General features: G+C 56.3%; 25 protein-coding genes. 14 read left to right on the top strand and 11 right to left on the bottom strand.

All coding sequences use genetic code 11. The features are described 5' to 3' along the window. Positions 1–100 precede the first annotated feature (100 nt). Positions 101–1366: a mechanosensitive ion channel family protein gene (locus tag NYE85_RS22000; RefSeq protein WP_259006823.1), complete on the bottom strand. Its 1266-nt coding sequence runs from the start codon at positions 1364–1366 to the stop codon at positions 101–103. A 245-nt stretch (positions 1367–1611) separates the two neighbouring features. Between NYE85_RS22000 and malZ the strand changes: the two genes are divergently transcribed. After that, positions 1612–3432, top strand: a complete 1821-nt coding sequence (gene malZ / locus NYE85_RS21995; protein WP_259006822.1) for a maltodextrin glucosidase — start codon at positions 1612–1614, stop codon at positions 3430–3432. Between the two features lie 49 nt (positions 3433–3481). Here malZ and ggt read toward each other — a convergent pair whose 3' ends face one another. From ggt to NYE85_RS21980, 3 genes are all read right to left on the bottom strand, one after another. Continuing rightward, positions 3482–5245 carry a gamma-glutamyltransferase gene (gene ggt, locus NYE85_RS21990; RefSeq protein ID WP_259006821.1) on the bottom strand — a complete coding sequence of 588 codons (1764 nt, stop codon included), beginning with the start codon at positions 5243–5245 and terminating at the stop codon, positions 3482–3484. 256 nt (positions 5246–5501) lie between these two features. Further along, entirely contained in the window at positions 5502–6104 is a 603-nt protein-coding gene (locus NYE85_RS21985) for a peroxiredoxin C (protein WP_198773369.1), read from the bottom strand. Between the two features lie 247 nt (positions 6105–6351). Beyond that, positions 6352–6933, bottom strand: coding sequence for an ACP phosphodiesterase (locus NYE85_RS21980; protein WP_259006820.1), 582 nt, complete (start codon positions 6931–6933; stop codon positions 6352–6354). A 104-nt stretch (positions 6934–7037) separates the two neighbouring features. Between NYE85_RS21980 and queA the strand changes: the two genes are divergently transcribed. From queA to secF, 5 genes are all read left to right on the top strand, one after another. Further along, a complete protein-coding gene (queA, locus tag NYE85_RS21975) occupies positions 7038–8108 on the top strand; it encodes a tRNA preQ1(34) S-adenosylmethionine ribosyltransferase-isomerase QueA (protein ID WP_259006819.1) in 1071 nt (356 codons plus the stop codon). 174 nt (positions 8109–8282) lie between these two features. After that, entirely contained in the window at positions 8283–9407 is a 1125-nt protein-coding gene (gene tgt, locus NYE85_RS21970; RefSeq protein ID WP_259006818.1) for a tRNA guanosine(34) transglycosylase Tgt, read from the top strand. Positions 9408–9440: 33 nt separating this feature from the next. Next, positions 9441–9773: a preprotein translocase subunit YajC gene (gene yajC, locus NYE85_RS21965; protein ID WP_004949246.1), complete on the top strand. Its 333-nt coding sequence runs from the start codon at positions 9441–9443 to the stop codon at positions 9771–9773. A 25-nt stretch (positions 9774–9798) separates the two neighbouring features. After that, on the top strand, positions 9799–11646 hold the full coding sequence (gene secD, locus NYE85_RS21960) for a protein translocase subunit SecD (protein ID WP_259006817.1): 1848 nt from the start codon (positions 9799–9801) through the stop codon (positions 11644–11646). A gap of 10 nt (positions 11647–11656) precedes the next feature. Then, complete coding sequence (gene secF, locus NYE85_RS21955; RefSeq protein WP_259006816.1) at positions 11657–12625, top strand: protein translocase subunit SecF; 969 nt, start codon at positions 11657–11659, stop codon at positions 12623–12625. Positions 12626–12733: 108 nt separating this feature from the next. On the opposite strand, the gene NYE85_RS21950 is transcribed toward secF, so the two are convergent. Continuing rightward, positions 12734–13282, bottom strand: coding sequence for a DUF3251 domain-containing protein (locus NYE85_RS21950; protein WP_259006815.1), 549 nt, complete (start codon positions 13280–13282; stop codon positions 12734–12736). A 187-nt stretch (positions 13283–13469) separates the two neighbouring features. Between NYE85_RS21950 and nrdR the strand changes: the two genes are divergently transcribed. The 6 genes from nrdR to pgpA all read left to right on the top strand — a co-directional run bounded on the left by nrdR (position 13470) and on the right by pgpA (position 17705). Further along, positions 13470–13919: a transcriptional regulator NrdR gene (gene nrdR, locus NYE85_RS21945; RefSeq protein WP_004954675.1), complete on the top strand. Its 450-nt coding sequence runs from the start codon at positions 13470–13472 to the stop codon at positions 13917–13919. Between the two features lie 11 nt (positions 13920–13930). Further along, positions 13931–15043: a bifunctional diaminohydroxyphosphoribosylaminopyrimidine deaminase/5-amino-6-(5-phosphoribosylamino)uracil reductase RibD gene (gene ribD / locus NYE85_RS21940; protein WP_259006814.1), complete on the top strand. Its 1113-nt coding sequence runs from the start codon at positions 13931–13933 to the stop codon at positions 15041–15043. 116 nt (positions 15044–15159) lie between these two features. After that, entirely contained in the window at positions 15160–15630 is a 471-nt protein-coding gene (gene ribE / locus NYE85_RS21935; RefSeq protein WP_259006813.1) for a 6,7-dimethyl-8-ribityllumazine synthase, read from the top strand. 20 nt (positions 15631–15650) lie between these two features. Further along, on the top strand, positions 15651–16067 hold the full coding sequence (nusB, locus tag NYE85_RS21930; protein ID WP_259006812.1) for a transcription antitermination factor NusB: 417 nt from the start codon (positions 15651–15653) through the stop codon (positions 16065–16067). A 157-nt stretch (positions 16068–16224) separates the two neighbouring features. Then, on the top strand, positions 16225–17202 hold the full coding sequence (thiL, locus tag NYE85_RS21925; protein WP_259006811.1) for a thiamine-phosphate kinase: 978 nt from the start codon (positions 16225–16227) through the stop codon (positions 17200–17202). Positions 17203–17210: 8 nt separating this feature from the next. After that, positions 17211–17705, top strand: coding sequence for a phosphatidylglycerophosphatase A (gene pgpA, locus NYE85_RS21920; RefSeq protein ID WP_259006810.1), 495 nt, complete (start codon positions 17211–17213; stop codon positions 17703–17705). Positions 17706–17739: 34 nt separating this feature from the next. Here pgpA and NYE85_RS21915 read toward each other — a convergent pair whose 3' ends face one another. The 4 genes from NYE85_RS21915 to xseB form a co-directional block, all read right to left on the bottom strand. Next, entirely contained in the window at positions 17740–18714 is a 975-nt protein-coding gene (locus NYE85_RS21915) for an aldo/keto reductase (RefSeq protein ID WP_259006809.1), read from the bottom strand. A gap of 100 nt (positions 18715–18814) precedes the next feature. Next, positions 18815–20680: a 1-deoxy-D-xylulose-5-phosphate synthase gene (dxs, locus tag NYE85_RS21910; protein WP_259006808.1), complete on the bottom strand. Its 1866-nt coding sequence runs from the start codon at positions 20678–20680 to the stop codon at positions 18815–18817. Positions 20681–20762: 82 nt separating this feature from the next. Then, the gene (gene ispA, locus NYE85_RS21905; RefSeq protein ID WP_259006807.1) at positions 20763–21665 is read right to left on the bottom strand and encodes a (2E,6E)-farnesyl diphosphate synthase; all 903 of its coding nucleotides are present in this window, start codon (positions 21663–21665) and stop codon (positions 20763–20765) included. Positions 21666–21671: 6 nt separating this feature from the next. After that, a complete protein-coding gene (gene xseB, locus NYE85_RS21900) occupies positions 21672–21935 on the bottom strand; it encodes an exodeoxyribonuclease VII small subunit (protein ID WP_004954655.1) in 264 nt (87 codons plus the stop codon). Positions 21936–22095: 160 nt separating this feature from the next. Between xseB and thiI the strand changes: the two genes are divergently transcribed. Beyond that, complete coding sequence (gene thiI, locus NYE85_RS21895; protein ID WP_259006806.1) at positions 22096–23544, top strand: tRNA uracil 4-sulfurtransferase ThiI; 1449 nt, start codon at positions 22096–22098, stop codon at positions 23542–23544. Between the two features lie 213 nt (positions 23545–23757). On the opposite strand, the gene yajL is transcribed toward thiI, so the two are convergent. Further along, complete coding sequence (gene yajL, locus NYE85_RS21890) at positions 23758–24342, bottom strand: protein deglycase YajL (protein ID WP_405050702.1); 585 nt, start codon at positions 24340–24342, stop codon at positions 23758–23760. Continuing rightward, positions 24311–25216: a 2-dehydropantoate 2-reductase gene (gene panE / locus NYE85_RS21885; RefSeq protein ID WP_259006804.1), complete on the bottom strand. Its 906-nt coding sequence runs from the start codon at positions 25214–25216 to the stop codon at positions 24311–24313. The genes yajL and panE overlap by 32 nt, the downstream gene beginning before the upstream one ends. 179 nt (positions 25217–25395) lie before the next feature. Here panE and NYE85_RS21880 point away from each other — a divergent pair, with 179 nt between their 5' ends. After that, positions 25396–25887: a YajQ family cyclic di-GMP-binding protein gene (locus NYE85_RS21880; RefSeq protein ID WP_004954641.1), complete on the top strand. Its 492-nt coding sequence runs from the start codon at positions 25396–25398 to the stop codon at positions 25885–25887. The last annotated feature ends 28 nt before the right edge of the window (positions 25888–25915 follow it).

The raw sequence follows: 25915 nt of genomic DNA, 5'->3' as shown, positions 1-25915 counted from the left end.
GCATTAACGCCGTTTTTATCACGGATGGGAAGAGGTGGGAGATATTTGCTGGCAATCAGAGCAGAATAATTACCAGCGGAAACTATTTCGTCAGCTGAGGTCAAGAAACGTCGCTACCCGGCCGCTGCGGGTTCAGCAGGCCGCGCATATCGTTGCCGGTCGGCGTCTGGTGAATGCGCAGATCAAACTCACCGATCACCGCCAGGATATGGTCAAAGATATCCGACTGAATGCTTTCGTATTTTGTCCATACCGTGGTGTTGGTAAACGCGTAAATTTCCAGTGGCAAACCTTCCGGAGTCGGTGCCAACTGGCGAACCATCAGCGTCATCTGCTGGTGAATATCCGGATGGGCGCGTAAATAGGCTTCTAGATAGGCGCGCAGCGTGCCGAGGTTGGTCAACCGGCGGCCGTTAAGCGGCGAGCTGAGATCCCACTGCTTTTGTCGATTGTATTCATCCAGTTCCTGCGCCTTGCCGTTCAGGTACTGTTGCAGTAGCGGGTTGCGGTTAAGCCGTTGCTGCTCCGGTTCGGACAGGAAATGTACGCTGGTGGTGTCGATATTAATGCTGCGCTTGATGCGGCGCCCGCCGGACTCCGACATTGAACGCCAGTTTTTGAACGAATCCGAGATTAGCGCGTAGGTGGGGATGGTGGTAATGGTATTGTCCCAGTTGCGCACTTTCACCGTGGTCAGACCGATATCGATGACCGCGCCGTCGGCACCGTATTTAGGCATTTCCAGCCAGTCGCCGATCTTCAGCATATCGTTGGCAGACAGCTGAATGCCCGCCACCAGACCGAGGATCGGATCCTTGAACACCAACATCAATACGGCGGTCATCGCACCCAGGCCGCTTAACAGTAACAGCGGCGATTTGCCCATCAGCAGCGAGACAATCGTGATACCGATCAGAACAGCTGCAACCAGCTTGATCCCCTGGAAAATTCCGCGCAACGGCAGTTGATTGGCGACTTTGCTCTGGCGCAGCATCGCCAGCAGGGTGTCGAGCAGCGAAAACAGCGTCAGCAGCACAAACGCCAGTATCCATACCTGTGCGGCGGTAACGATGAACGCCTGCGTCTGGCTGCCGTTATGCAGCCACAAGATAGCCTGCAGGTTGATTATTACCCCTTGCAGCAACAGCGCCGCACGCTGAAACAGCTTGTACTGCGTTATCGCCTGTTGCCAGACCCGCTGCGACCGTTGACCGCGGCGTTGAAGCGTTGCCAGCACCACCCGGTGCAGCACCAGGTGAATAACCACCGAGATCAGGACGATCAGCCCCAGAACCATAACCAATGACATTACATCGGTGAACTCGATGCCAAATTTCCCCAGCCATTGGGCAATCCGCTGTTGCATTCCTGCTCCTTAAAACATGTCCAAAAAAATCCAATACACTTATAAACGTTAGCCTAAGGGTCAGCAGAACCAATGTGTAGCTGTTCACCTTTTTACATTGGGTTAGGTTAACACAACTTGGGCTCCACCCCCCGGCTCCACCCTGATTTTAAGCTGAAAAGAGGAGGGGGAATTGCACTCAACGTGGCATTGTTCGCGCCAGTGGACAATGTCGTCGATTTCGTTTGGTACAGTAGGAGAACAGTATGCTTGACGCCTGGCATCAACCGGTTCCGCCTTTTGTGGTCAAAAAGGGAGCACGCCTGGATATCACCCTGTGGCTCCAGGGGGACGATCTGCCCAAACAGGTGTTTCTGCGGGCCGAACCGGACAATGAAGAATGGCTGCTGGAGATGAAAGCGCGTGCGGTGGACGGCCGGCAGCGCTATCAGGCCAGCCTGCCGCTGAACGAGGGAGAAGCGACGCGCCGTTATTGCTTCAAATTGCTGTGGCAGGATCGCCAGCGGTGGTTTGGCCCACTCGGCTGGTCGGTGATGCCGATTGGACAGTTGGCGCAATTCGCGCTGGATGAACCGGACAGCGGCGCCGGCTGGGTGGCCGATCGGCTGTTTTATCAGATTTTCCCCGATCGTTTTGCCAGCAGCGGCGCCGCATATAATCTGCAGAGCGGTAGTTATTACCACCATGCGGCGGGAACCGGGGTCATTCGCCGCGACTGGCAGCATCCGGTAGAAGCACAGCATGACGCATCAACGTTTTATGGCGGCGATCTGGACGGTATCGTCCAGCAGTTGCCCTACCTGAAACGCCTGGGGGTTACCGCGCTATACCTTAACCCGATTTTCAAGGCGCCGAGTGTGCACAAGTACGACACCGAAGACTATTACCAGGTTGATCCCCATTTTGGTGGCAATGCCGCGTTGCGCCGCCTGCGAGTAAGTACTCACAAGATGGGGATGAAACTGATCCTGGATGGGGTGTTTAACCACACCGGTGACTCGCATCCCTGGTTCGATCGCCATCAGCAAGCGGAGCAGGGAGCTTGTCATCATCCCGACTCTCCCTACCGCAACTGGTTTAACTTTTATCCGGACGGCACCGCGTTGACCTGGAAAGGGAACGCCAGCCTGCCGAAGCTGAACTATGCCGAACCTGCGGTGGCGCGCGCAATATATGGCGATGAGGACAGCGTGGTACGCCACTGGTTGAAACCGCCGTACCGCATTGACGGCTGGCGTTTGGACGTGGTGCATATGCTGGGGGAAAATGGCGGCGCCAGCGGTAACCTGCGTCACCTGGCCGGCATCCATCGGGCTGCCCGCGAGGTGAATCCCCATGCCTACATCATGGGCGAACATTTTGGCGACGCTCGCCGCTGGCTGCATGCCGGGGTGGAAGATGCGGCGATGAACTACATGGGCTTTGCGTTACCGCTACGCGGTTTTCTCGCGGGTCTGGACGTCGCGTTGCAGCCACTAAAGCTGGACGCAGCTGAAACCGCCCACTGGATGGATAGCTACCGTGCCGGCCTGCCACATAATCGCCAGTTGATTATGTTTAACCAGCTCGACAGTCACGATACGCCGCGCTTCCTGACCCTGTTGGGCGGCAATCTGCCACGCATGCAGATGGCGGCGGTATGGCTGATGAGCTGGATAGGCGTGCCTTGTCTGTATTACGGCGACGAAATTGGGTTGGACGGGGATAACGATCCGTTCTGCCGTAAACCGTTCCCATGGGATGAGAGCCAGTGGAACCATCAACTGCTAAATCTGTTCCAGCGGATGGCGGCATTGCGTAAAAAGAGCATGGCGCTGCGCCGCGGTAGTTGTCAGGTGCTGTTTGCGCACGGCGAAACGCTGGTGTTTGTACGTACTTACCAGCATGAGCGGGTCTTGGTGGCGTTGCAGCGTGACGCCGGCAACCATGAAATAGCGCTGCCCTACAGTCCGCTGCTGCCGTCGGGAGATTGGCAGCGGCAGGAGGGACTGGGGGATATGCAGTCTCGGGACGACGGCGTGGCGCTGCGGCTGGGGGAGCAGTCGGTGACGTTGTGGACCTTATAGCGCGTGGCACTAGGCTTCAGAGGGCCGTTTACCGGCCCCATCATCATGCTCAGTAGCCTACGGCAGAGCCGGCCGGGCGGCGAACGTCGTTGGCACCGTACAGGTAGCCTTCGCGTACTTTGCCCGATACCGCCGAGTCGTTGCCCGAGTTGGCCGGCGTCACGCCCGCCGCTCCCGGCAAGCCCACCAGAATCAACTCGGCGGCGCCCCACGGCGTTTGCTCTACCATTTTATAGCCCATATCGCGCAGGATGTTCAGCGTATCGGCCGATACGCCGCGCTGTTCGTAATACACTTCGTCCGGCAGCCACTGGTGGTGAATGCGCGCGGCGTCGACCGCCTCTTGCGGTGCCATGCCGTGGTCGATCACGTTCAACGCGGTTTGCAGCGTGATGGTGATGATGCGCGAGCCGCCCGGCGAACCCAGAACCATAAAGATTTTATTGTCCCTGGTCACCAGCGTCGGGCTCATTGAGGATAGTGGGCGCTTACCGGGGGCGATGGAATTGGCAGTGCCCTGCACCAGACCGTAAAGGTTTTTCTCGCCGACCTTAACGGTGAAGTCGTCCATTTCATCATTGAGGAAGAAACCGGTGCCCGGTGCGATCACCACCGCGCCAAAGCGGCCATTGACGGTATAGGTGGTGGAGACCGCGTTACCCTGATGATCGACAATCGAGTAATGGGTGGTTTCCGGTTTTTCATGCGGTTCCATACCTGGCTGCACGTTTTCGGACGGCGTTGCCTTGCCGGCGACGATTTTCTTGCGGATCTGCTCGGCGTAACTTTTGCTGACCAGCCTGTCGATAGGGTTCTTGATAAATTCCGGATCGCCGAGATAGGTGTTGCGATCCATATAGGCATGGCGCATGGCTTCGGTCATGGTATGGATCGCGGCGGCGGAATTGAAGCCCATGCTTTTCAGATCGTATCCCTCAAGCACGTTCAGCGTTTCACACAGCGTCACCCCGCCAGAGCTGGGCGGCGGGGATGAGACGAACTTGTAGCCGCGGTAGCTGCAGACGATCGGCGGTGTTTCGGTCACTTTATAATTGGCAAAATCGGCAGCGGTCAAAATGCCGCCCCCCTGTTTTGCCGCTGCCTCGACCGCCTGCGGAATTTTACCGTGATAGAACGCATCTGGCCCGTTTTTGGCAATGGCTTCCAGCGTCTCGGCCAGATCGCTTTGCACCAGACGATCGCCCGGTTGCAGCGCAGAGCCGTCCTTGCGCAGGAAAATCCTGGCCGCTTCCGGATCCTGCTTGAAGCGGGCTACGGTGGTATCAAGAATATCGGTATCGGCGCGGGTCAGTATGAAGCCTTCGCGCGCCAGTTTGATTGCCGGAGCCATCACCTGTTCACGGCTCAGCTTGCCGTATTTTTTACGGGCGGTTTCCATCCCGAGTACCGTGCCCGGCACGCCGGATGCCAGGTAGCCATATAAACTGGCGTCTTTTCTTACCTTGCCGTCGGCATCCAGATACATGTTGGCGCTGGCCGCTGCCGGAGCGGTTTCACGGAAGTTGATAAAGGTATCGCTGCCGTCGGCCAAATGAATTGTCATAAACCCGCCGCCGCCGATATTGCCGCAGCAGGGGTTAACCACCGCCTGGGCGTAGCCGACCGCAACGGCCGCATCCACGGCGTTACCGCCCATTTTCAGAATATCCACGCCAATCTGCGAGGCGAGGTGCTGCGATGTGACCACCATACCATTCCGGGCTTCTACCGCCGGGTTTGACGCGGCGTACAGGCTGCCGCTGACCAGTAGCGCCGCCATGGTCAGGGGTTTACTCCATTTTTGCAAAAGCATAGTTCTTCCTACCCTGTCAGTTTTTATTGTGATTCCCCCGTCATGGTGCGGGGGTACTGTCATGCTCTGCAAAGCGCAGGCCAGCGTTTACAGCGTAGCGCTACCGTGGCGTCCGTGCTGAAAATAGAGGGTGGAATGTGAGCGGAAACAAGGAATTATTTGGCTGGAAGGCCGGTAAAAAGGGCAGCGCGCACCATAAAAGGGCATAAAAAAACCGGCCAGCGAGGCTGACCGGTTGTCTGCATTGCTGTTGAAATTACAGCTTGGCAGCGTTTTCAGACAGGTATTTGGCAACGCCGTCTGGAGATGCGCCCATACCCGCTTTGCCTTTTTCCCACTGAGCAGGGCACACTTCGCCGTGTTCTTCGTGGAATTGCAGCGCGTCAACGGTACGGATCATTTCGTCGATGTTACGGCCGATTGGCAGGTCGTTAACTACCTGTGCACGCACGATGCCGTCTTTGTCGATCAGGAAAGAGCCGCGCAGCGCAACGCCGGCTTCTGGGTGCTCGATGCCGTAAGCTTTTTGGATTTCACGCTTCACGTCAGCAACCATTGCGTATTTCACTTCGCCGATGCCGCCTTTGTCGACAGGGGTTTTACGCCATGCGTTGTGGACGAATTCTGAGTCGAAGGAAACGCCAACAACTTCAACGCCACGCTTCTGGAATTCTTCATAACGGTGATCGAAGGCGATCAGTTCGGAAGGACATACGAAGGTGAAGTCCATCGGCCAGAAGAACAGTACGGCAGGCTTGCCGTTCAGGTGCTTTTTCAGATTGAAGTTTTCAACGATTTCGCCATTGCCGAGTACGGCAGCAGCAGTGAAGTCAGGGGCTTGACGAGTTACCAGGACCATGATTACTCCTGTAATAGTTGTTAAGGGTTGATGTATACCCATCGGGCAGTAAACCACCAGTCGTTGGGTAAAAACTTGGGCCAGTATAGGGGCCTTGGTGCGGTGAATAAAGGGCAAACTACCAATCAATGAGATAGCTTTCGCCTATTAAATTCATCGTTTAAATTTAGCAAGTTTTAAAAATAACCTTTTCGCAAAAAAGGGCAAGCGCTAAAAACATTTTCTGGTCGTATCGTTTTCGCGGTGGTCATAACGTTTTGGCTTTTGCCTGCTGCATCATATGCGGGTAAAACTGCCAGAACTGTGTTTCAAGTTGATGATAATGGCGTTCAACGTCGTCAAACGAGCCCGCCAGCGCCGCCAATCGCGGGCGGCGGTTGGCCATGCCCTGCAATACCGTGGCGATGAACGGCAGTTCAGCATAACGTTCCAGCCAGCGCTCCGGCCATAGGTAGTTATTCAGATTCTGGAAACGCGCCGGCGTCAGCGGCAGGTGCGGCACAATCTGGCTGCGCGCTTCCTGAGTGAAACGTTCCAGGCTGCGCGACGGTTCTATCTGTTGCCAATGGCGAGCCAGAAAGTGATCCCACACCACATCAAGCGTAATCGGCGCGACGCGGCGATGCCGATCGCTGAAAAAATCGCGGCAGGCCTTGACCTGCGGTAATGAGTCGGTCAGCACGTCGATGCGCCGGTGCAGCATGATGCCGGCCACCACCTCGGGTGCATAGTCGGCCGCGGGGTTGCCGCGCACGAAGTCGGCCAACAGGTTGCCCAGCAGCGAGCTTTCCGCCAACTGGGCCAAATGGAGATGAGCGAGAAAATTCATCCGTTAACTATACCCGAACTGCGGCGAATCCTCCTTATTTCTTGCTGCCGGCGGCCGGCGGCTTTAGACTAGGCCGCCTGTTTTTTTAGCTGAAGTGATTATCCATGCGCGTCGCCGATTTTTCTTTTGATCTCCCCGAGTCGTTAATTGCACGTTATCCACAACCTCAACGCAGCGGTTGCCGCTTGTTGCAACTGGATGGACCTACGGGGAAGTTGACGCACGGCATCTTCACCGATCTGCTGGATCAACTGGAGGCCGGCGATCTGCTGGTGTTCAACAATACCCGGGTGATCCCGGCTCGTATCTTTGGCCGTAAGGCCAGCGGCGGGAAAATCGAAGTGCTGGTCGAGCGGGTGCTTGACGATCATCGGGTGTTGGCACATGTTCGCGCGTCCAAGGCGCCAAAACCGGGCGCCGCGCTGTTGCTGGGCGATGACGACAGTATTCCTGCCACCATGGTGGCGCGCCACGATACGCTGTTTGAACTGCGCTTTGACGACCCGCGCGACGTATTCACCATTCTCAATGCGGTGGGGCATATGCCACTGCCGCCGTATATCGATCGACCGGACGAAGACGCCGATCGCGAACTGTATCAGACCGTTTACAGCCAGAAGCCGGGCGCGGTTGCGGCGCCAACCGCCGGGCTGCACTTTGACGAGCCGCTGCTGGCGGCGCTGCGTGAAAAGGGCGTCGAAATGGCGTTTGTTACCTTGCACGTCGGCGCAGGCACCTTCCAGCCGGTGCGGGTAGAAACCATCGAAGAACATGTAATGCACGCCGAATACGCCGAAGTGCCGCAAGAGGTGGTCGATGCGGTATTGGCCTGCAAAGCGCGTGGCAAGCGCGTGGTTGCCGTCGGCACCACCTCGGTGCGCTCGCTGGAAAGCGCCGCCAAGGCCAGCCAGGATGCGCCGATCGCGCCATTCTTCGGCGATACCCGTATTTTCATTTATCCGGGTTATCACTATCAGGTCATTGATGCGCTGATCACCAATTTCCACCTGCCTGAATCGACGCTGATCATGCTGGTTTCGGCCTTTGCCGGCTATCAGAACACCATGAACGCCTATCGGCAGGCGGTGGCCGAGCAATACCGTTTCTTCAGCTATGGTGATGCGATGTTCATCAGTCGTAATCCGCAGGCGGAACACGAATCCGTCGGCAAATAAATTTTCGAGGTATACCAAAAATAATTGAAACGGCGTCAAGGCGGTATGGGAGCGAATCCTGGCGTACTTACGACAGTAAGCGATCCGGGAGAGTGAACGCCGCCAATACAGAGGCAGTTTCAAGCATGGCAGGTATTAATGACGTCAGACTGTTTCTCTGACGCTGGAGGCATTGTGAAGTACGAATTACAGACAACCGATGGCCGCGCTCGCCGTGGCCGCCTGGTATTTGAACGCGGTGTAGTAGAAACGCCGGCCTTTATGCCGGTCGGCACTTACGGCACGGTAAAAGGCATGACGCCAGAAGAAGTCAAAGAGACTGGCGCGCAGATTTTGTTGGGTAACACCTTCCACCTGTGGCTGCGCCCGGGGCAGGAAATCATGAAGCTGCACGGCGATCTGCATGACTTTATGCAGTGGCACGGGCCGATTCTGACCGATTCCGGCGGTTTTCAGGTGTTTAGCCTCGGAGCGATGCGCAAGATCAAAGAGGAAGGCGTATACTTCCGCAATCCGATCAACGGCGACAAGGTGTTTCTCAGCCCGGAAAAGTCGATGGAAATCCAGTATGATCTGGGTTCCGACATCGTGATGATTTTTGATGAATGCACGCCGTACCCGGCCGATTGGGATTATGCCAAACGGTCGATGGAAATGTCCCTGCGCTGGGCGCAGCGCAGCCGCGCAAGATTTGACGAACTGAATAACAAGAATGCCCTGTTTGGCATTATTCAGGGTGGCGTTTACGAAGATTTACGTGATGTTTCAGTAAAAGGGCTGGTGGAGATCGGCTTTGATGGTTACGCTGTGGGCGGCCTGGCGGTAGGCGAGCCGAAAGAGGACATGCATCGCATTCTCGAACATGTTTGCCCGCAAATTCCGGAAGATAAGCCACGCTATCTGATGGGGGTAGGTAAACCGGAAGATCTGGTGGAAGGCGTGCGTCGCGGCATCGATATGTTCGATTGCGTGATGCCGACGCGTAATGCGCGTAACGGCCATCTGTTCGTGACCGACGGTGTGGTAAAAATCCGTAATGCCAAGCACAAGGATGATACTTCTCCGCTGGATAGCGAGTGTGATTGCTACACATGTCGCAATTACAGCCGCGCCTACTTGCATCATCTCGACCGTTGCAACGAAATACTCGGTGCCCGTTTGAATACGATTCATAACCTGCGCTACTACCAGCGTGTGATGGCGGGTTTACGCCAGGCTATTGAAGAGGGTAAATTAGAGACGTTTGTTGCGGACTTCTATGGTCGGATCGGCAAGCCGGTTCCACCTTTAACTGTTTGAATTAATAATTGATAACTTAATGAGGGAATTTCAATGAGCTTTTTCATTTCTGACGCCGTCGCATCCGCAGGGGCTCCGGCTCAGGGAAGCCCGTACTCTCTGATCATTATGCTGGTGGTGTTTGGCCTGATCTTCTATTTCATGATCCTGCGCCCACAGCAGAAACGCGCCAAAGAGCACAAGAAGCTGATGGACTCCATCGGCAAGGGCGATGAAGTGCTGACCACCGGCGGTCTGATCGGTCGCGTTACCAAAGTGGCCGATACCGGCATTATCGCTATTGCGCTGAACGACACCACGGAAGTGATGATCAAGCGTGACTTCGTGGCGGCCGTTCTGCCGAAAGGTACCATGAAGGCCCTGTAATTTTGTTTTCCCGAAGGGAATTGCCGTGCTAAACCGTTATCCTTTGTGGAAGTATCTGATGCTGATCGTGGTGATCGTCGTCGGTCTGCTTTATGCGCTTCCCAACCTCTATGGTGAGGATCCGGCTGTACAAATCACTGGCGCGCGCGGTGTCGCCGCCAGTGAAGCTACGCTGGACCAAGTCCGTACCGTATTAGAAAAAGACCAGATCGCGAGCAAGTCGATTGCACTGGAAGAAGGCGCAATCCTGGCTCGCTTTTCCGATCCCGACGTTCAGCTGCGTGCCCGCGAAGCCCTGATGGCCGCGATGGGCGACAAATATGTCGTTGCGCTGAACCTGGCTCCGGCTACGCCGCGCTGGCTGACCATGCTGGGTGCCGAGCCGATGAAACTGGGCCTCGATTTACGTGGTGGCGTGCACTTCCTGATGGAAGTCGACATGGATACCGCGCTTGGCAAGTTGCAAGAGCAGACCATGGATACCTTGCGCAGCGATCTGCGTGAAAAGGGCATTCCTTATGCGTCAATCCGTAAACTGGACAAATATGGCGTTGAGGTCCGTTTCCGTGACAACGCCGCGCGCGATCAGGCCATCAGCTACCTGTCGCCGCGTCAACGCGATCTGGTGCTGTCTTCCAATGGCAACAACACGCTGAAGGCCGTCCTGACCGATGCGCGTTTGAGCGAAGCGCGCGAATATGCCGTTCAGCAGAACATCACTATCCTGCGTAACCGTGTGAACCAGCTCGGCGTAGCCGAACCGCTGGTGCAGCGTCAGGGCTCCGACCGTATCGTGGTCGAGCTGCCAGGGATTCAGGACACTGCGCGCGCGAAAGAAATCCTTGGCGCGACCGCAACGCTGGAATTCCGCCTGGTGAACACCAACGTGGATGCCACGGCGGCAGCCAACGGCCGTGTGCCGGGCGACTCCGAAGTGAAAGACACCCGTGAAGGCCAGCCGATTGTGCTGTACAAGCGGGTGATTCTGACCGGCGATCATATCACCGACTCGACTTCGACCATGGACGAGTACAACCAGCCGCAGGTTAACATCTCGCTGGATAGCGCTGGCGGCAACGCCATGTCCAACTTCACCAAGGACAACATCGGCAAGCCGATGGCGACCCTGTTCGTGGAGTACAAGGACAGTGGCAAGCAAGACGCCAACGGTCGCGCGGTACTGGTCAAACAGGAAGAAGTGATCAACGTTGCCAACATTCAGTCACGTCTGGGCAACAGTTTCCGTATTACCGGCATCGGGAACCCGAACGAAGCACGTCAACTGTCGCTGCTGCTGCGCGCCGGTGCGCTGATTGCGCCAATCCAGATCGTGGAAGAACGCACTATCGGTCCAACCCTGGGGATGCAAAACATCACTCAAGGTCTGGAAGCCTGCCTGTGGGGGTTGGTGGCGTCGATCGTGTTCATGGTGGTCTGGTACCGTAAATTCGGTGTGATCGCTACCAGCGCATTGATCGCCAACCTGGTGCTGATTGTCGGCGTTATGTCGCTGTTACCAGGGGCAACGCTGACCATGCCGGGTATTGCCGGTATCGTGCTGACACTGGCGGTGGCGGTTGACGCCAACGTACTGATAAACGAACGTATCAAGGAAGAGCTGAAGAACGGGCGTTCCGTTCAGCAAGCGATCCATGAAGGCTATAAAGGCGCGTTCTCCAGTATTATCGACGCCAACATCACCACGCTTATCACCGCGATTATTCTGTACGCAGTGGGTACCGGTTCGATTAAAGGCTTTGCGATTACCACCGCGATCGGTGTGGCGACGTCCATGTTCACCGCGATTGTCGGTACCCGTGCCATCGTCAACCTGCTTTACGGCGGCAAACGCATTAACAAGCTGTCTATCTGAGGAGTGCGTTGTGGCACAGGATTATACTGTTGAACAACTCAACTACGGCCGTAAAGTGTATGACTTTATGCGCTGGGATTACGTGGCCTTCGGCATCTCATTGCTGCTGTTGATCGCGTCGATTACCGTGATGTCCGTTCGCGGCTTTAACTGGGGTCTGGATTTCACCGGCGGTACGGTGATTGAAATCAACCTGGAACAGCCGGCAAACCTGGATTTGATGCGGGATACGCTGGAAAAGGCCGGCTTCAAGGACCCGGTGCTGCAGAACTTTGGCAGCAGCCGCGACATCATGGTGCGCATGCCTCCGGTGACCGGCCCTGCCGGTCAGGAGCTGGGCAACAAGGTGATCAGCGTGATTAACGCGTCAGTGGATAAAAACGCCACCGTCAAGCGCGTTGAGTTCGTCGGTCCAAGCGTTGGTAGCGAACTGGCGCAAAATGGCGGCATGGCGCTGCTGGTGGCGTTGATCTGTATCTTGATTTACGTTGGTTTCCGCTTTGAATGGCGTCTGGCGGCAGGGGCGGTTATCGCGTTGGCGCACGATGTGGTGATCACCCTCGGGGTTCTGTCACTGTTCCGGATCGAAGTCGATCTGACCATCGTGGCGTCCTTGATGTCGGTCATCGGTTATTCACTGAACGACAGCATCGTGGTTTCCGACCGTATTCGTGAGAACTTCCGCAAGATCCGTCGCGGTACTTCTTACGAAATCATCAACGTGTCGCTGACCCAGACGCTGAGTCGTACATTGATGACCTCCGGGACCACCTTGATGGTAGTGCTGATGCTGTACATCTTTGGCGGTGCGATGCTGCACGGCTTCTCGTTGGCGATGTTGATCGGCGTATCCATCGGTACCGTATCCTCCATCTACGTCGCGTCTGCGCTGGCGTTGAAGCTGGGTATGAAGCGTGAACACATGCTGCAGCAGAAAGTAGAAAAAGAAGGCGCCGATCAGCCTTCAATCCTGCCCTGATTGCGATAGGTTCAGTTGAATAAAGAGCGCCAATTGGCGCTCTTTTTTTTGCTGCTGCATGACCGATGAGGCTTGCAGCGCGGCGACTTGCGCGGTAGCAAACGGCGTTTATTTTGCCGTTTCTGCGCCGATCGGCTCGACCTCATGCAGGCGAATGTAACCCAGCTGTTGTGGGGTTACGCCGCTGAAGCGCAGCTCAAAGCTCTGCTCGGTTTTCGACAGCAGGGATTCGGTGCTCTGGATGGGTTGTGAAAGCGCTCCGGCGCTTTGCAACTGGCCGTTGGGATCCAGCTGGCCCCATTCCACCATCGCCTTGAAGGCCGGCAGCGATTTACCGGAGAGCGTGCGTATATGCAACATCGCCTGCGTGCCGTTGGCTTCGGTTTTTACATGGGTGAGCGATACGCTCAGTTCACCCAGTGCGCTCTGCAAACGTGCGGCGGTGTTGGCGGCGGGCAGCAGATATACGCCGCTGGCGGAGTTGCCGTTCAATCGATTCTGGCGCTCCAGCGCGGTAGCCTGGTCGGTTAGCGTATTCAGCTTTTGGTTCAGCTCGACCATCTCATTTTGCAATTTCGGCACTTCACGATTCTGCGCGCAGCCAGCCAGCGCAACCAGGGCGCCAAGCAAAAGAACTTTACGATAACTAGTTGTCATGGCAGTGATTTCCTATTCAATAGCTCCTGTTATCAGCTTAGTCGCAATCGTGCTGAAAGTCATGCGTCGGCCGGCACAATACCGCGTCAAGCGGCGCGGCGTCGCAACAAATCTCCCATGCCCTTTGTTGTAGCGAAACTTCGGGGTAAACTATTCTTAACTATGAGAACGCTTGTCAGGACGTGTTATGCATTGCCCTTTTTGCGCTGCTGTTGATACCAAAGTGATTGATTCCCGCCTGGTAGGCGATGGGTCACAGGTGCGCCGTCGTCGTCAGTGTCTGGTTTGTAACGAACGCTTTACCACCTTTGAGGTGGCGGAGCTGGTGATGCCGCGCGTGATCAAAAGTGACGAGGTGCGTGAACCTTTCAATGAGGACAAACTGCGTCGCGGCATGCTGAAAGCGCTGGAAAAGCGTCCGGTCAGCTCCGATGACGTGGAAAACGCCATCAACCATATAAAATCCCAGTTGCGTGCCACCGGCGAGCGTGAAGTGCCGACGAAAATGGTCGGCAATCTGGTCATGGATGCGCTGAAGAAACTGGATAAGGTGGCTTACATCCGTTTTGCTTCGGTCTATCGCAGTTTTGAAGATATCCGCGAGTTCGGCGAAGAGATCGCCAGACTCCAGGATTGACGGGGCTCGAGATGCACAACGACGAATTCTATATGGCGCGCGCCTTTGAACTGGCGCGGCTGGGGCGGTTTACTACCGCGCCGAATCCCAACGTCGGCTGCGTGATCGTGCGCGATGGCCAGATCGTTGGCGAGGGGTATCATTTGCGCGCCGGCGAGCCGCATGCCGAAGTACATGCGCTGCGCATGGCCGGTGAGCGTGCGTGTGGTGCTACCGCCTATGTCACGCTGGAACCCTGTAGCCATCATGGCCGCACACCGCCGTGCGCCGATGCCCTGATCGATGCCGGCGTCAGCCGCGTAGTGGCGGCAATGCAGGATCCCAATCCGCAGGTTGCCGGGCGCGGACTGTACAAACTGCAGCAGGCGGGCATCGAGGTGCAACATGGTCTGATGCTGGCCGAGGCCGAGGCGGTCAACCTGGGGTTCCTCAAGCGCATGCGTACCGGTTTCCCCTATGTGCAACTCAAACTGGGTGCTTCGCTCGATGGCTGTACCGCGATGGCATCTGGCGAAAGCCAGTGGATCACCTCCGCCCAGGCGCGTCAGGATGTACAGCGTTTACGCGCCGAAAGCGCGGCGATACTCAGTACCAGCGCCACCGTGCTGGCGGACGATCCGTCGCTGACGGTGCGTTGGGACGAACTGGACCAGGAAACTCAGCGCAGCTATCCGCGAGAGAACCTGCGCCAGCCGCTGCGGATTATTCTCGACGGTCACAACCGTGTCACGCCTCAGCATAAGCTGATCCAGCAACCCGGCACCACCTGGCTGGCGCGTTTGCAGCCGGACCAGAGATCATGGCCACAAAACGTCGAACAGTTGCAGTTCCCGGCACACGGCGGCGGTATCGATCTGGTGGTGATGATGATGCAACTGGCGAAACGTCAGGTGAATTCGATCTGGGTGGAAGCCGGCGCCCGGCTGTCCGGTGCGTTATTGCAGGCCGGCCTGGTGGACGAGCTCATTTTGTACATCGCGCCAAAACTGTTGGGGGATAATGGCCGTGGCCTTTGTCACCTGCCGGGACTGGAACAGTTGGCCGATGCACCCGAATTCGTCTTCAGCGAGGTGCGGCAAATCGGGCCGGATTTACGGTTGCGTCTGAAAGCCAGACACCAGTAATAAATCCTGCTGGACGGTAGCCCGTCGGGTTTTACAAAACCGCCGCGCAGGCGTGCAAAGAATATGATAGAATCCGCCCCCCTGCGGGGTATTGAACCCATTTTTAAGGAAAGCCCATGAAAGTTATCGAAGGTGTTGTTGCTACTCCAAATGCCCGTGTGGCGATCGCAATTGCACGTTTTAACAATTTCATCAACGACAGCCTGCTGGAAGGCGCCATTGATGCGCTGAAACGCATTGGCCAGGTTGCAGACGACAACATCACCGTTGTCTGGGTACCGGGTGCCTACGAACTGCCGTTGACCGCACGGGTGTTGGCCAATAGCGGCAAGTACGACGCCGTTATCGCGCTGGGCACGGTGATCCGTGGGGGCACAGCTCACTTTGAATATGTGGCAGGCGAAGCCAGTTCTGGCCTGGGTAGCGTTTCTCTGAGCGCTGAAATCCCGGTTGCCTTTGGCGTCCTGACCACCGAAAGCATCGAACAAGCGATCGAGCGTGCCGGCACCAAAGCGGGCAACAAAGGCGCAGAAGCTGCCCTGACCGCACTTGAAATGATTAATGTTATCAAAGCTATTAAAGCCTGAATTTAGTTAAGGGGAATTCCGTGAAACCTGCTGCTCGTCGCCGCGCTCGTGAGTGCGCTGTTCAAGCGCTTTACTCTTGGCAGTTGTCAAAAAATGACATTGCCGATGTTGAATTACAGTTCCTGACGGAGCAGGATGTCAAAGACGTTGACATCGCCTATTTTCGCGAGCTGCTGTCCGGCGTGGCAGTGAATGCAGGTATGTTGGATGCTCTGATGGCGCCTTACCTGTCTCGTCAGCTCGAAGAGCTGGGCCAGGTAGAAAAAGCGGTGCTGCGCATTGCGCTGTTTGAGCTGAAAATGCGTGAAGATGTCCCTTACAAAGTGGCAATCAACGAGGCGATCGAACTGGCAAAAACCTTCGGTGCCGAAGATAGCCACAAGTTTGTGAATGGCGTGCTGGATAAAGCAGCGCCAAGCATCCGCAAGAAGAAATAAATTTTAAGGCCGGTTTACCGGCCTTAAATTCATCTGTACACCACGTCATTCATTTTGCACTGCCCGGTGCAGTGATTTCCGGTATTGACCAAGTCAATGACAGGAGCCAGGACCAAGCGGGTGACATGAATGATGAAAAGTCTATTGGAATATGATTATGGCATGCGGCGAATTTGACCTCATTGCCCGCTATTTTGACCGGTTTAAGAGCGTGCGCCGGGACGTACAGTTGGGCATTGGAGATGACTGCGCACTGCTGACAGTGGCAGAAAAACAGCTTTTGGCCGTCAGTACCGATACCCTGGTCGCGGGCGTTCATTTCCTGCCGGATATCGATCCGGCCGATCTTGGTTACAAGGCGCTGGCGGTAAACCTCAGCGATCTGGCGGCGATGGGCGCCGATCCTGCCTGGTTGTCGCTGGCATTGACCTTGCCAAGCGTTGATGAGAGCTGGTTGAAGGCCTTTAGCGATAGCCTGTTCGAGCAGCTCAATTATTATGGCATGCAGCTGATTGGCGGCGATACCACCCGTGGTCCGCTCAGCATGACGCTGACCATCAATGGCCTGATCCCGGCCGGGCGCGCATTAACGCGCAGCGGGGCGCGTATTGGCGACTGGATTTATGTTACCGGTACGCTAGGCGACAGCGCCGCCGGTTTGGCCATTTTACAGAATCGTCTGTCGGTAGCTGACGCCAGCGCGCGCAATTATCTGTTGGGGCGTCATTTAAGGCCGCAGCCACGGGTATTGCAGGGGCAAGCGCTGCGCGATCTGGCCAGTGCCGCGATCGACATTTCCGACGGTCTGATCTCCGATCTGAAACACCTGTTGAAAGCCAGTGAATGCGGTGCGCGTATCGATCTGGATGAATTGCCAATGTCGCAGTCGCTTACCGGCCATACCGATGGTGAGCAGGCGTTGCGCTGGGCGCTGACCGGCGGCGAGGATTACGAACTGTGCTTCACGGTGCCGGAGATCAATCGCGGCGCGCTGGAAGTGGCGTTGAGCCATTTGGGTGCCGATTACACCTGTATTGGCCAGATAGGGCCACTTTCCGAAGGTCTGCAATTCTTGCGCGACAATGAAGCGGTTGATTTGCCGTGGGCCGGTTTTGATCACTTTAGCGTGGAATAGGACAGCACATGGATGAAGCGACACGCCGGTTGCGTTTAAGCAACCCATGGCATCTGCTGGCCACCGGCTTTGGCAGTGGATTATCGCCGATCATGCCGGGCACCGTCGGGTCATTGGCGGCGATACCGTCCTGGTTGCTGCTTATCCAGCTGCCGTGGCAGCTCTATTCACTGTTGGTGATGTTCAGCATCTGTATGGGTGTCTATCTATGCCATCAGACGGCAAAAGACATGCGCGTGCACGATCATGGCAGCATCGTCTGGGATGAGTTTGTCGGGATGTGGATCACGCTGATGGCGTTGCCAATCAACGATTGGCGCTGGGTAGCCGCCGGTTTTGTGATTTTCCGCCTGCTGGATATCTGGAAACCGTGGCCGATTCGCTGGTTTGATCGCAACGTGCATGGCGGTATGGGCATCATGATCGACGATATCGTCGCCGGGGTGATTGCCGCCGGGGTTATCTATCTGATAGGTCACCATTGGCCGGTTGGGCTATTTTGATGATGTGACGGGGCGCCGGTGAGCGCCCCGTTGGTTATTCAAACCCGGTGACTCGGTGCGGCACATAGGCCGTTTCCAGTTCGGCAATTTCAAGCGAGCTCAACGTCAGATCGACGGCGGCAATGGCGTCTTCCAGTTGTTCGCTGCGCGAGGCGCCGACAATCGGGGTGGTGACGACCGGTTTACTCAGTAGCCAGGCCAGCGCCACCTGAGCGCGCGAAACGCCGCGCTGTTCGGCGATGGTCGCTACACGTTCGGCGATAATTGCATCAATCCCCTCGGTCTGATCATACAGATCCTTGCCGACCTCATCCGACACCAGTCGGGCGGTGCTTTCGCCCCACGGGCGGGTTAAACGCCCGCGCGCCAGCGGGCTCCAAGGCATAACGGCGATCCCTTCTGCCGCGCACAGCGGCAGCATTTCACGCTCTTCTTCCCGTTGGATCAGATTGTATTGGTTTTGCATGGTGGCAAAGCGCGTCCAGCCGTGTAAATCGGCAGTGTAGAGCGCCTTGGCGAACTGCCAGGCATACATCGACGAGGCGCCGATATAACGCGCCTTACCGGCCTTTACCACCTCATGGAGCGCTTCCAGCGTCTCTTCGAGCGGCGTCTCGTAATCCCAACGGTGGATTTGCAACAGATCGACGTAATCGGTTCCCAGTCGTTTCAGGCTGTCGTCGATGGATTGCATTATCTTGCCGCGCGACAGGCCACGCTCCAGATTGCTAAGCGGAAAGTATACTTTGGTGGCGATCACCACCTGGTCACGGCGCGCATAATCACGCAAGGCTCGGCCGACGATCTCTTCGCTGCTGCCGTCTGAATAGCTGTTGGCGGTGTCAAAAAAGTTGATGCCCGCTTCCAGCGCTTGTTTGAGCAGCGGGCGGCTACTCTCTTCCGGCAGGGTCCAGGCGTGATTGCCACGATTGGGCTCGCCATAGGTCATGCAACCCAGACAGATGCGGGATACGTTAAGATCGGTAGTGCCCAGTTTTACATACTTCATGCTTGCCTCCGGTTTAGCTCCGACAGTAACTGTAGCGGATTATCGGAGGACGAGGTGGGGATATTGAAGAAAACGGGGCTTCAGCGAAGCCCCGGAAGGTTTATTCTGCCAGCCAGTTGGTGATTTGGCGTTGAATACCGGCGGCATCAAGGCCCAGATCGTGGCGGATCTCGTCCTGGCCACCCTGCGGTACAAAGGCGTCCGGCAGGCCGATGTTCAACACCGGTACCACGCGGCGTTTCGCCATCAGCAGTTCGTTCACGCCGCTGCCGGCGCCGCCCATGATGGCGTTTTCTTCCAGCGTCACCAGCGCTTGATGGCTGGCGGCCATTTCCAGCACCAGCGCTTCATCCAGCGGTTTGACGAAACGCATGTCGACCAGCGTGGCGTCGAGCGCCTCGGCGGCCAACTGCGCTTCCGGCAGCAGGGTACCGAAGTTGAGAATGGCGATCTTCTCGCCTTCACGGCGTACCACGCCTTTACCCAGCGGCAATGCGGCCAGTGGCTCGAGCGTGGCACCGATACCGTTGCCACGCGGATAACGCACCGCGCTTGGACCATCGTTGTAGTGATAGCCGGTAAACAGCATTTGACGACATTCGTTTTCATCGCTTGGCGTCATGATCACCATGTTCGGGATACAGCGCAGGAAGGAGAGATCGAACGCCCCCTGGTGGGTCTGCCCATCGGCGCCGACAATGCCACCGCGATCGATGGCAAACAGCACCGGCAGATTCTGGATCGCTACGTCGTGGATCACCTGATCGTAGGCGCGTTGCAGGAAGGTGGAATAAATCGCTACCACCGGCCTGTAACCACCAATCGCCAGACCGGCAGCAAAGGTGACCGCGTGCTGTTCGGCGATTGCCACGTCGAAGTATTGCTGTGGGTAATCGCGCGAAAACTGCACCATGCCCGAGCCTTCGCGCATCGCGGGAGTGATGGCCATCAGCGCGCTGTCCTTGGCGGCGGTTTCACACAGCCATTCGCCAAATATTTTTGAATAGGTCGGCAGGCCGCCGGCGCTCTTCGGCAGGGTGCCGCTGGCCGGATCGAACTTGGGCACCGCATGGAAGCTGATCGGATCCTTTTCTGCCGGTGCATAACCACGGCCTTTTTTGGTCATGATATGCAGCAGCTGTGGCCCTTTCAGATCGCGCATGTTCTTCAGCGTGGCGACCAGCCCCTGCACGTCGTGACCGTCGACCGGGCCGATATAATTAAAGCCCAGCTCTTCAAACAGCGTGCCCGGCACGACCATGCCCTTCAAATGCTCTTCGGTGCGCTTGATCAGTTCCTTGATCGGCGGTAGGCCGGAAAGCACTTTTTTGCCGCCTTCGCGCAGCGTGGAATACAGTTTGCCTGACAGTAACTGCGCCAGGTGGTTATTCAACGCGCCGACGTTTTCCGAGATCGACATTTCGTTGTCGTTCAGCACTACCAGCATGTCCGGATCGATGTCGCCGGCGTGGTTCATTGCTTCGAACGCCATACCGGCGGTAATCGCGCCGTCGCCGATCACGCATACCGTACGGCGGCCCTTGCCTTCACGCGCGGCGGCCACGGCCATGCCCAGGCCGGCGCTGATCGACGTCGACGAGTGGCCAACCGACAATACGTCGTATTCGCTTTCAGCGCGCCAAGGGAAAGGATGCAAGCCATTCTTTTGGCGAATGGTAGAGATGCGATCGCGACGACCGGTCAGAATTTTATGTGGATAGGCCTGGTGACCAACATCCCATACCAGATGATCGAACGGCGTGTTGTAAACGTAGTGCAACGCCACCGTCAGTTCGACGGTACCCAGCCCGGAAGCAAAGTGGCCGCTCGAGCGGCTGACGCTGTCCAGCAGATATTGCCGTAGCTCGTCGCACAGCTTCGGCAGGCTTTCTTTTGGCAACGAGCGGAGTTCCTCGGGGTTATCCGCCAGTGCCAACGTTGGGTATTTGGCTATATCAAGACTCATTCGATACTCATATCAGAGGTATGCCATTAATTGACCATTGTGCCTGTGGCGCAATGTCTGCCAATGGCGATAACGTCACACGTTAATTGTCGCGTTCAATAATGAAGCTGGCTAACGCCCTTAATGGCGCGGTATTGTAAGAGTGTGCGGCCAGCGTATCCAGCGCGGCCAAGGCTTCCAGGTGCAAATCTCTGGCTTTGGCTTTGGCGTTTTCCAGCCCGAGCAGCGCAGGATAGGTACTCTTGCCATGCTGCTGGTCGGCCCCTTGGCGCTTTCCTATTTTGGCAGTTTCGCCGATGACGTCGAGAATGTCATCCTGAACCTGGAACGCCAGGCCAATCGCCGCGGCGTAACGATCGAGCGGCGCCAGCGCCGCCCGGCCTGCTTCTCCCGCAGCCAGCGCACCCAGACGCACCGCAGCGCGGATTAATGCCCCGGTTTTATGCCGGTGGATTTGCTCCAGCGCTTCCAGATTAATCTGACGTCCTTCGGCCGCCAGATCCAGTGCCTGGCCACCGCACATGCCGGCAACGCCACTGGCGCCGGCCAGTTCAGACACCATCGCCAACCTGTCACGCAGCGCGACGTCAGGCATGTCGGCATCGGCCAGAATAGAGAACGCCAGCGTTTGCAGAGCGTCGCCGGCCAGGATGGCATTGGCTTCACCAAACTTGATATGGCAGGTCGGCTGGCCGCGGCGCAGATCGTCATTGTCCATCGCCGGCAGATCGTCATGGATCAGCGAATAGGCATGAATGCATTCGATGGCGGCGGCCGGCACATCCAGATTGTTCAGCGATACGCCGAACATCTCGCCGGTGGCGTAAACCAGGAACGGGCGCAGGCGTTTTCCGCCCAATAACGCGCCGTGACGCATGGCTTCGACCATACCGTCTTTATTGAACGGCAGCGGGGCGATAAACCCCAGTAACGCATCGTCGGTGCGTTGACGATATACCTGCAACTGGCTGTTGAAGTCAGACATCAATAATTACTCGGCATCCGGGGTAAAAGACGTTAATGCGGCATCATCGTTGCTATCGTTCAATAAAATCTGTACGCGCTGTTCCGCCTGCTGCAACTTTTGCTGGCCCTGACGCGCCAATTGTACGCCGCGCTCAAATTGATTCAACGCGTCTTCCAGCGGCAGTTCGCCGGATTCCAGGCGCGTTACGATGCTCTCCAGCTCGGTGAGGGAGTTTTCAAAACTGACGTTTTGCTCTGTACTGTCTGATTGCGCGGGTTTTTTAGGCATAATTTTCTTTTTACATCATCATGTGAACAGTGGCGCCAGAGCCTATCCTAGCGGATCTTGATTAGCAAATCATGGCGTGCGCGTGTGGTTTTGTGCGCAGAGCCATACCAGATGGTGATATACTCCGCACCGTTAATTTTATCTGACCATAAAGACCGCCATGAAGTTTATCATTAAATTGTTCCCGGAAATCACCATCAAGAGTCAATCTGTGCGCTTGCGCTTCATTAAGATTCTGACGACCAACATCCGTAACGTTCTGAAGCAGTATGATGAAACCCTGGCGGTTGTTCGTCATTGGGACTTCATCGAAGTCCGCGCCAAGGACGAAAACCAGCGGCCGGTGATTGCCGATGCGCTGACGCGTATCCCCGGTATTCACCATATTCTGGAAGTGGAAGACCGTGAGTACACCGATATCCACCACATTTTTGAACAAACGCTGGAGGCCTATCGCCAACAGCTGGAAGGAAAAACCTTCTGTGTGCGGGTCAAACGCCGCGGCAAGCAGGATTTCAATTCGCAGGACGTGGAACGTTACGTCGGCGGCGGCCTTAATCAGCATATTGACAGCGCGCGCGTTAATCTGACGCGTCCTCAGGTGACGGTTAACCTGGAGATTGAAGACGACAAGTTGATGCTGGTGAAGGCGCGTCGCGAAGGTATCGGCGGTTACCCGATCGGCACCCAGGAAGACGTGATGTCGCTGATTTCTGGCGGTTTCGACTCCGGTGTCTCCAGCTATATGCTGATGCGCCGCGGCTGTCGGGTACATTATTGCTTCTTCAACCTTGGCGGCTCGGCGCATGAAATCGGCGTCAAGCAGGTAGCGCATTATTTGTGGAACCGTTTCGGCAGTTCGCACAAGGTACGTTTCGTGGCGATTGATTTTGAGCCGGTGGTCGGTGAGATCCTGGAAAAGGTCGATGACGGCCAGATGGGCGTGGTGCTGAAACGCATGATGGTGCGTGCGGCGTCTAAAGTGGCGGAGCGCTATGGCGTGCAGGCGTTGGTGACCGGCGAGGCGCTGGGGCAGGTTTCCAGCCAGACGCTGACCAACCTGCGCCTGATCGACAACGCCTCCGACACGCTGATCCTGCGGCCGCTGATTTCGCATGACAAGGAGCACATCATTAACGTCGCGCGGCAGATCGGTACCGAAGATTTCGCCAAGACCATGCCGGAATACTGTGGTGTGATCTCCAAAAATCCAACGGTGAAAGCGGTCAAAGAGAAAATCGAAGAGGAAGAAGGGCATTTCGACTTCGAAATCCTCGAGCGTGTGGTACGCGAAGCCAAAAACGTTGATATCCGTACCATCGCCAGCGAGATGCAACAGCAGGTCACCGAGGTGGAAACCGTGGCGGCGTTTGGCGCCGACGAGGTGATTCTGGATATCCGTGCGATTGATGAACAGGACGAGCGACCGCTGCAACTGCAACAGGTCGAGGTGAAGTCGCTGCCGTTTTACAAGCTTGGCAGCCAGTTTGCCGAACTGGATCAGAGCAAGACCTATCTGCTGTACTGCGAGCGTGGCGTTATGAGCCGCTTGCAGGCGCTGTACCTGATTGAGCAGGGGTACGGCAATATCAAGGTCTACCGCCCTTAATCCCGTTTATCTTGCGCGCCTCAGCGTTGTTGGTTGCCGGCGCGCCCCCCGGTTACTTACTGATGTAAGCGTCCGCGGGGGCACCGTTGCCGCCTGGCTGAGGCGCAAAATCCATCGGGCATCTGCGAGTGTTACACGTCTTCGCGTTGTTGATAACCGTTGGCTGAGGTATGAGGGCGGTTTGGCTTTAATGATTGTTACGCAGCAAGACGCTCAATCGCTAAAGTCGTACATCCCCGGGATCAATACCAGCTGGGCTGCCACTTCGGCCGCTTTGGCTTTCCCCAACAGCAGATCGATCAATTTCAGGCTGAACTCCATGGCTGTGCCGGGGCCTTGGCTGGTCAGCAACTTTACGCGTGCATCATACGCCACGCGGCGCTCCATCCATTTATCTTGCGGGATTTGCTGTTTCAAACCAGGAAAGCCGGTCATATTCCCGACCGGGAACAGATCGTGATGCTGTAAAACCAGCGCTGGCGCGGCGCAAATGGCGGCAACATACTTACCTTGTAAATGCATTTGCCGCACTTTTTCCACCAGCAGCGGGCTGTCGCGGAAGCACTCCGCGCCTTTAATGCCGCCGGGCAGCACGATAGCGTCAAATGGCTGGTCAACGATTGCCACCAGTGGCGCATCCGCCAGCAGCTTTACGCCGCGCGAACAGACAATGGTCAGATCGCCATCGCCGGCTACGCTGGCGGTAGTAACCTCTATACCGGCGCGAACCAGCAAATCGATGGCGGTGACGGCTTCGGTTTCTTCGCTACCAGGCGCCAGACAGACCAATACGTTCATAAACACTTTCCTTTCGCTTAATCAAATCAAACAGCCGGGCATTTTCCGTGAGGGTAAGGCCATGACTACGCGCCCGACGCAGTAGATAACCGGTAATGTAGTCGATCTCGGTGTGCCGCTGGGCGCGGATATCCTGCAGCATCGACGAAATATTATCCGAGGTACTTTCAATAATCTGCATAACGTAATGCTGCAAGCCTTCACATGAGGTATGGTGTCCTTCCATCGCCATGACGCTGGAAACCTCGCGGCAGATCGCCTCTATCTGCGCCGGATACTGCACTAAATCGCCATTACGGCAGTCATACAGCGCCGTGAGCGGATTAATGACACAGTTTACCGCCAGCTTCTTCCAGTTGGCGGCGGCAATATCATTGTGCCAGGCGACGTCTGGCAGCGCCTGATGCAATACTTCCGCCAAATGACTGAGCTGGGTGGCCGCCGGGCTGGTTGGGCCAATATGGGTGGTACCATTGGCAACATGAATGATGGTATTGCCATCGTGGCGCGCGGCGTGAGTGGTGGTGCCTTGCAGTATCGGCTGCTGCGTGGCCGGTAGCTCTTCTTGCGTGCCCATGCCGTTGTGCAGTAACAAAATGGCGCACTGCGGATTCAACTTGGGCAATAGCGTGCTGACCGCGCCAGAAACCTGCCAGGCTTTGAGCGTTACCAGCAGTAACTCGCTTTGGCTCAGGTGTTCGGGATCGTTGGTCGGCAAATTGCGATTGAAGGAATCGCCATCCGGCTCGATGACGTTCACTGCGCAAAACGGTTGCGGAACGCGTAACCATCCTTGTACATCATGGCCTTGCTGATAGAGTCGTGAAAGCCACAGTTGCCCGAGTGCACCGCAACCAAGAATTGTTATTTTCATCCAGCCTCCTTGGAGTAACGGCGGTATTCCCGCGCATATATCAGATTTATTATAGACTTTTCTGTTGTGATTCAGGAGGCGAGCCTGGCATTGGCGTTTTGCCTGAGCCAGTAAAGCGGGTATTATGCTCGCCATCGAAATCGCCCGCTCAATAGGGCATTAATTCAGGAGGAAGAAGTATGCCATCTTTCGACATCGTTTCCGAAATTGATATGCAGGAAGTACGCAACGCCGTTGAGAACGCGACCCGCGATCTTGGTACCCGTTGGGATTTTCGCAATGTTCCGGCCAGCTTCGAGCTTAACGAAAAAAATGAAACCATCAAGGTAGCCAGCGAGTCTGATTTTCAGGTGAATCAGCTGGTTGATATTTTACGTGAAAAACTGGCCAAACGCGGTATAGAAGGTGCGGCGCTGGAGATCCCTGAAGAGATGGAGCACAGCGGCAAAACCTATAGCGTCAACGCCAAGTTGAAGCAGGGCATCGAAACCACGCTGGCGAAGAAGATCGTGAAACTGATCAAAGACAGCAAGCTGAAGGTTCAGGCGCAGATCCAGGGGGAAGAGGTACGCGTGACCGGTAAATCGCGTGACGATCTGCAAAGCGTCATGGCGTTGGTGCGTGGTGGGGATTTGGGACAGCCGTTCCAGTTCAAGAACTTCCGCGACTGATGCCGTTGGCGACGTGGCTTTTATTGCG

It is taken from the genome of Serratia sp. AKBS12, assembly GCF_024793895.1.
Classification (GTDB): domain Bacteria; phylum Pseudomonadota; class Gammaproteobacteria; order Enterobacterales; family Enterobacteriaceae; genus Serratia_F.
Note: the sequence above shows the minus strand (reverse complement) of the source record. Positions and strands in the feature narration are given on the sequence as shown.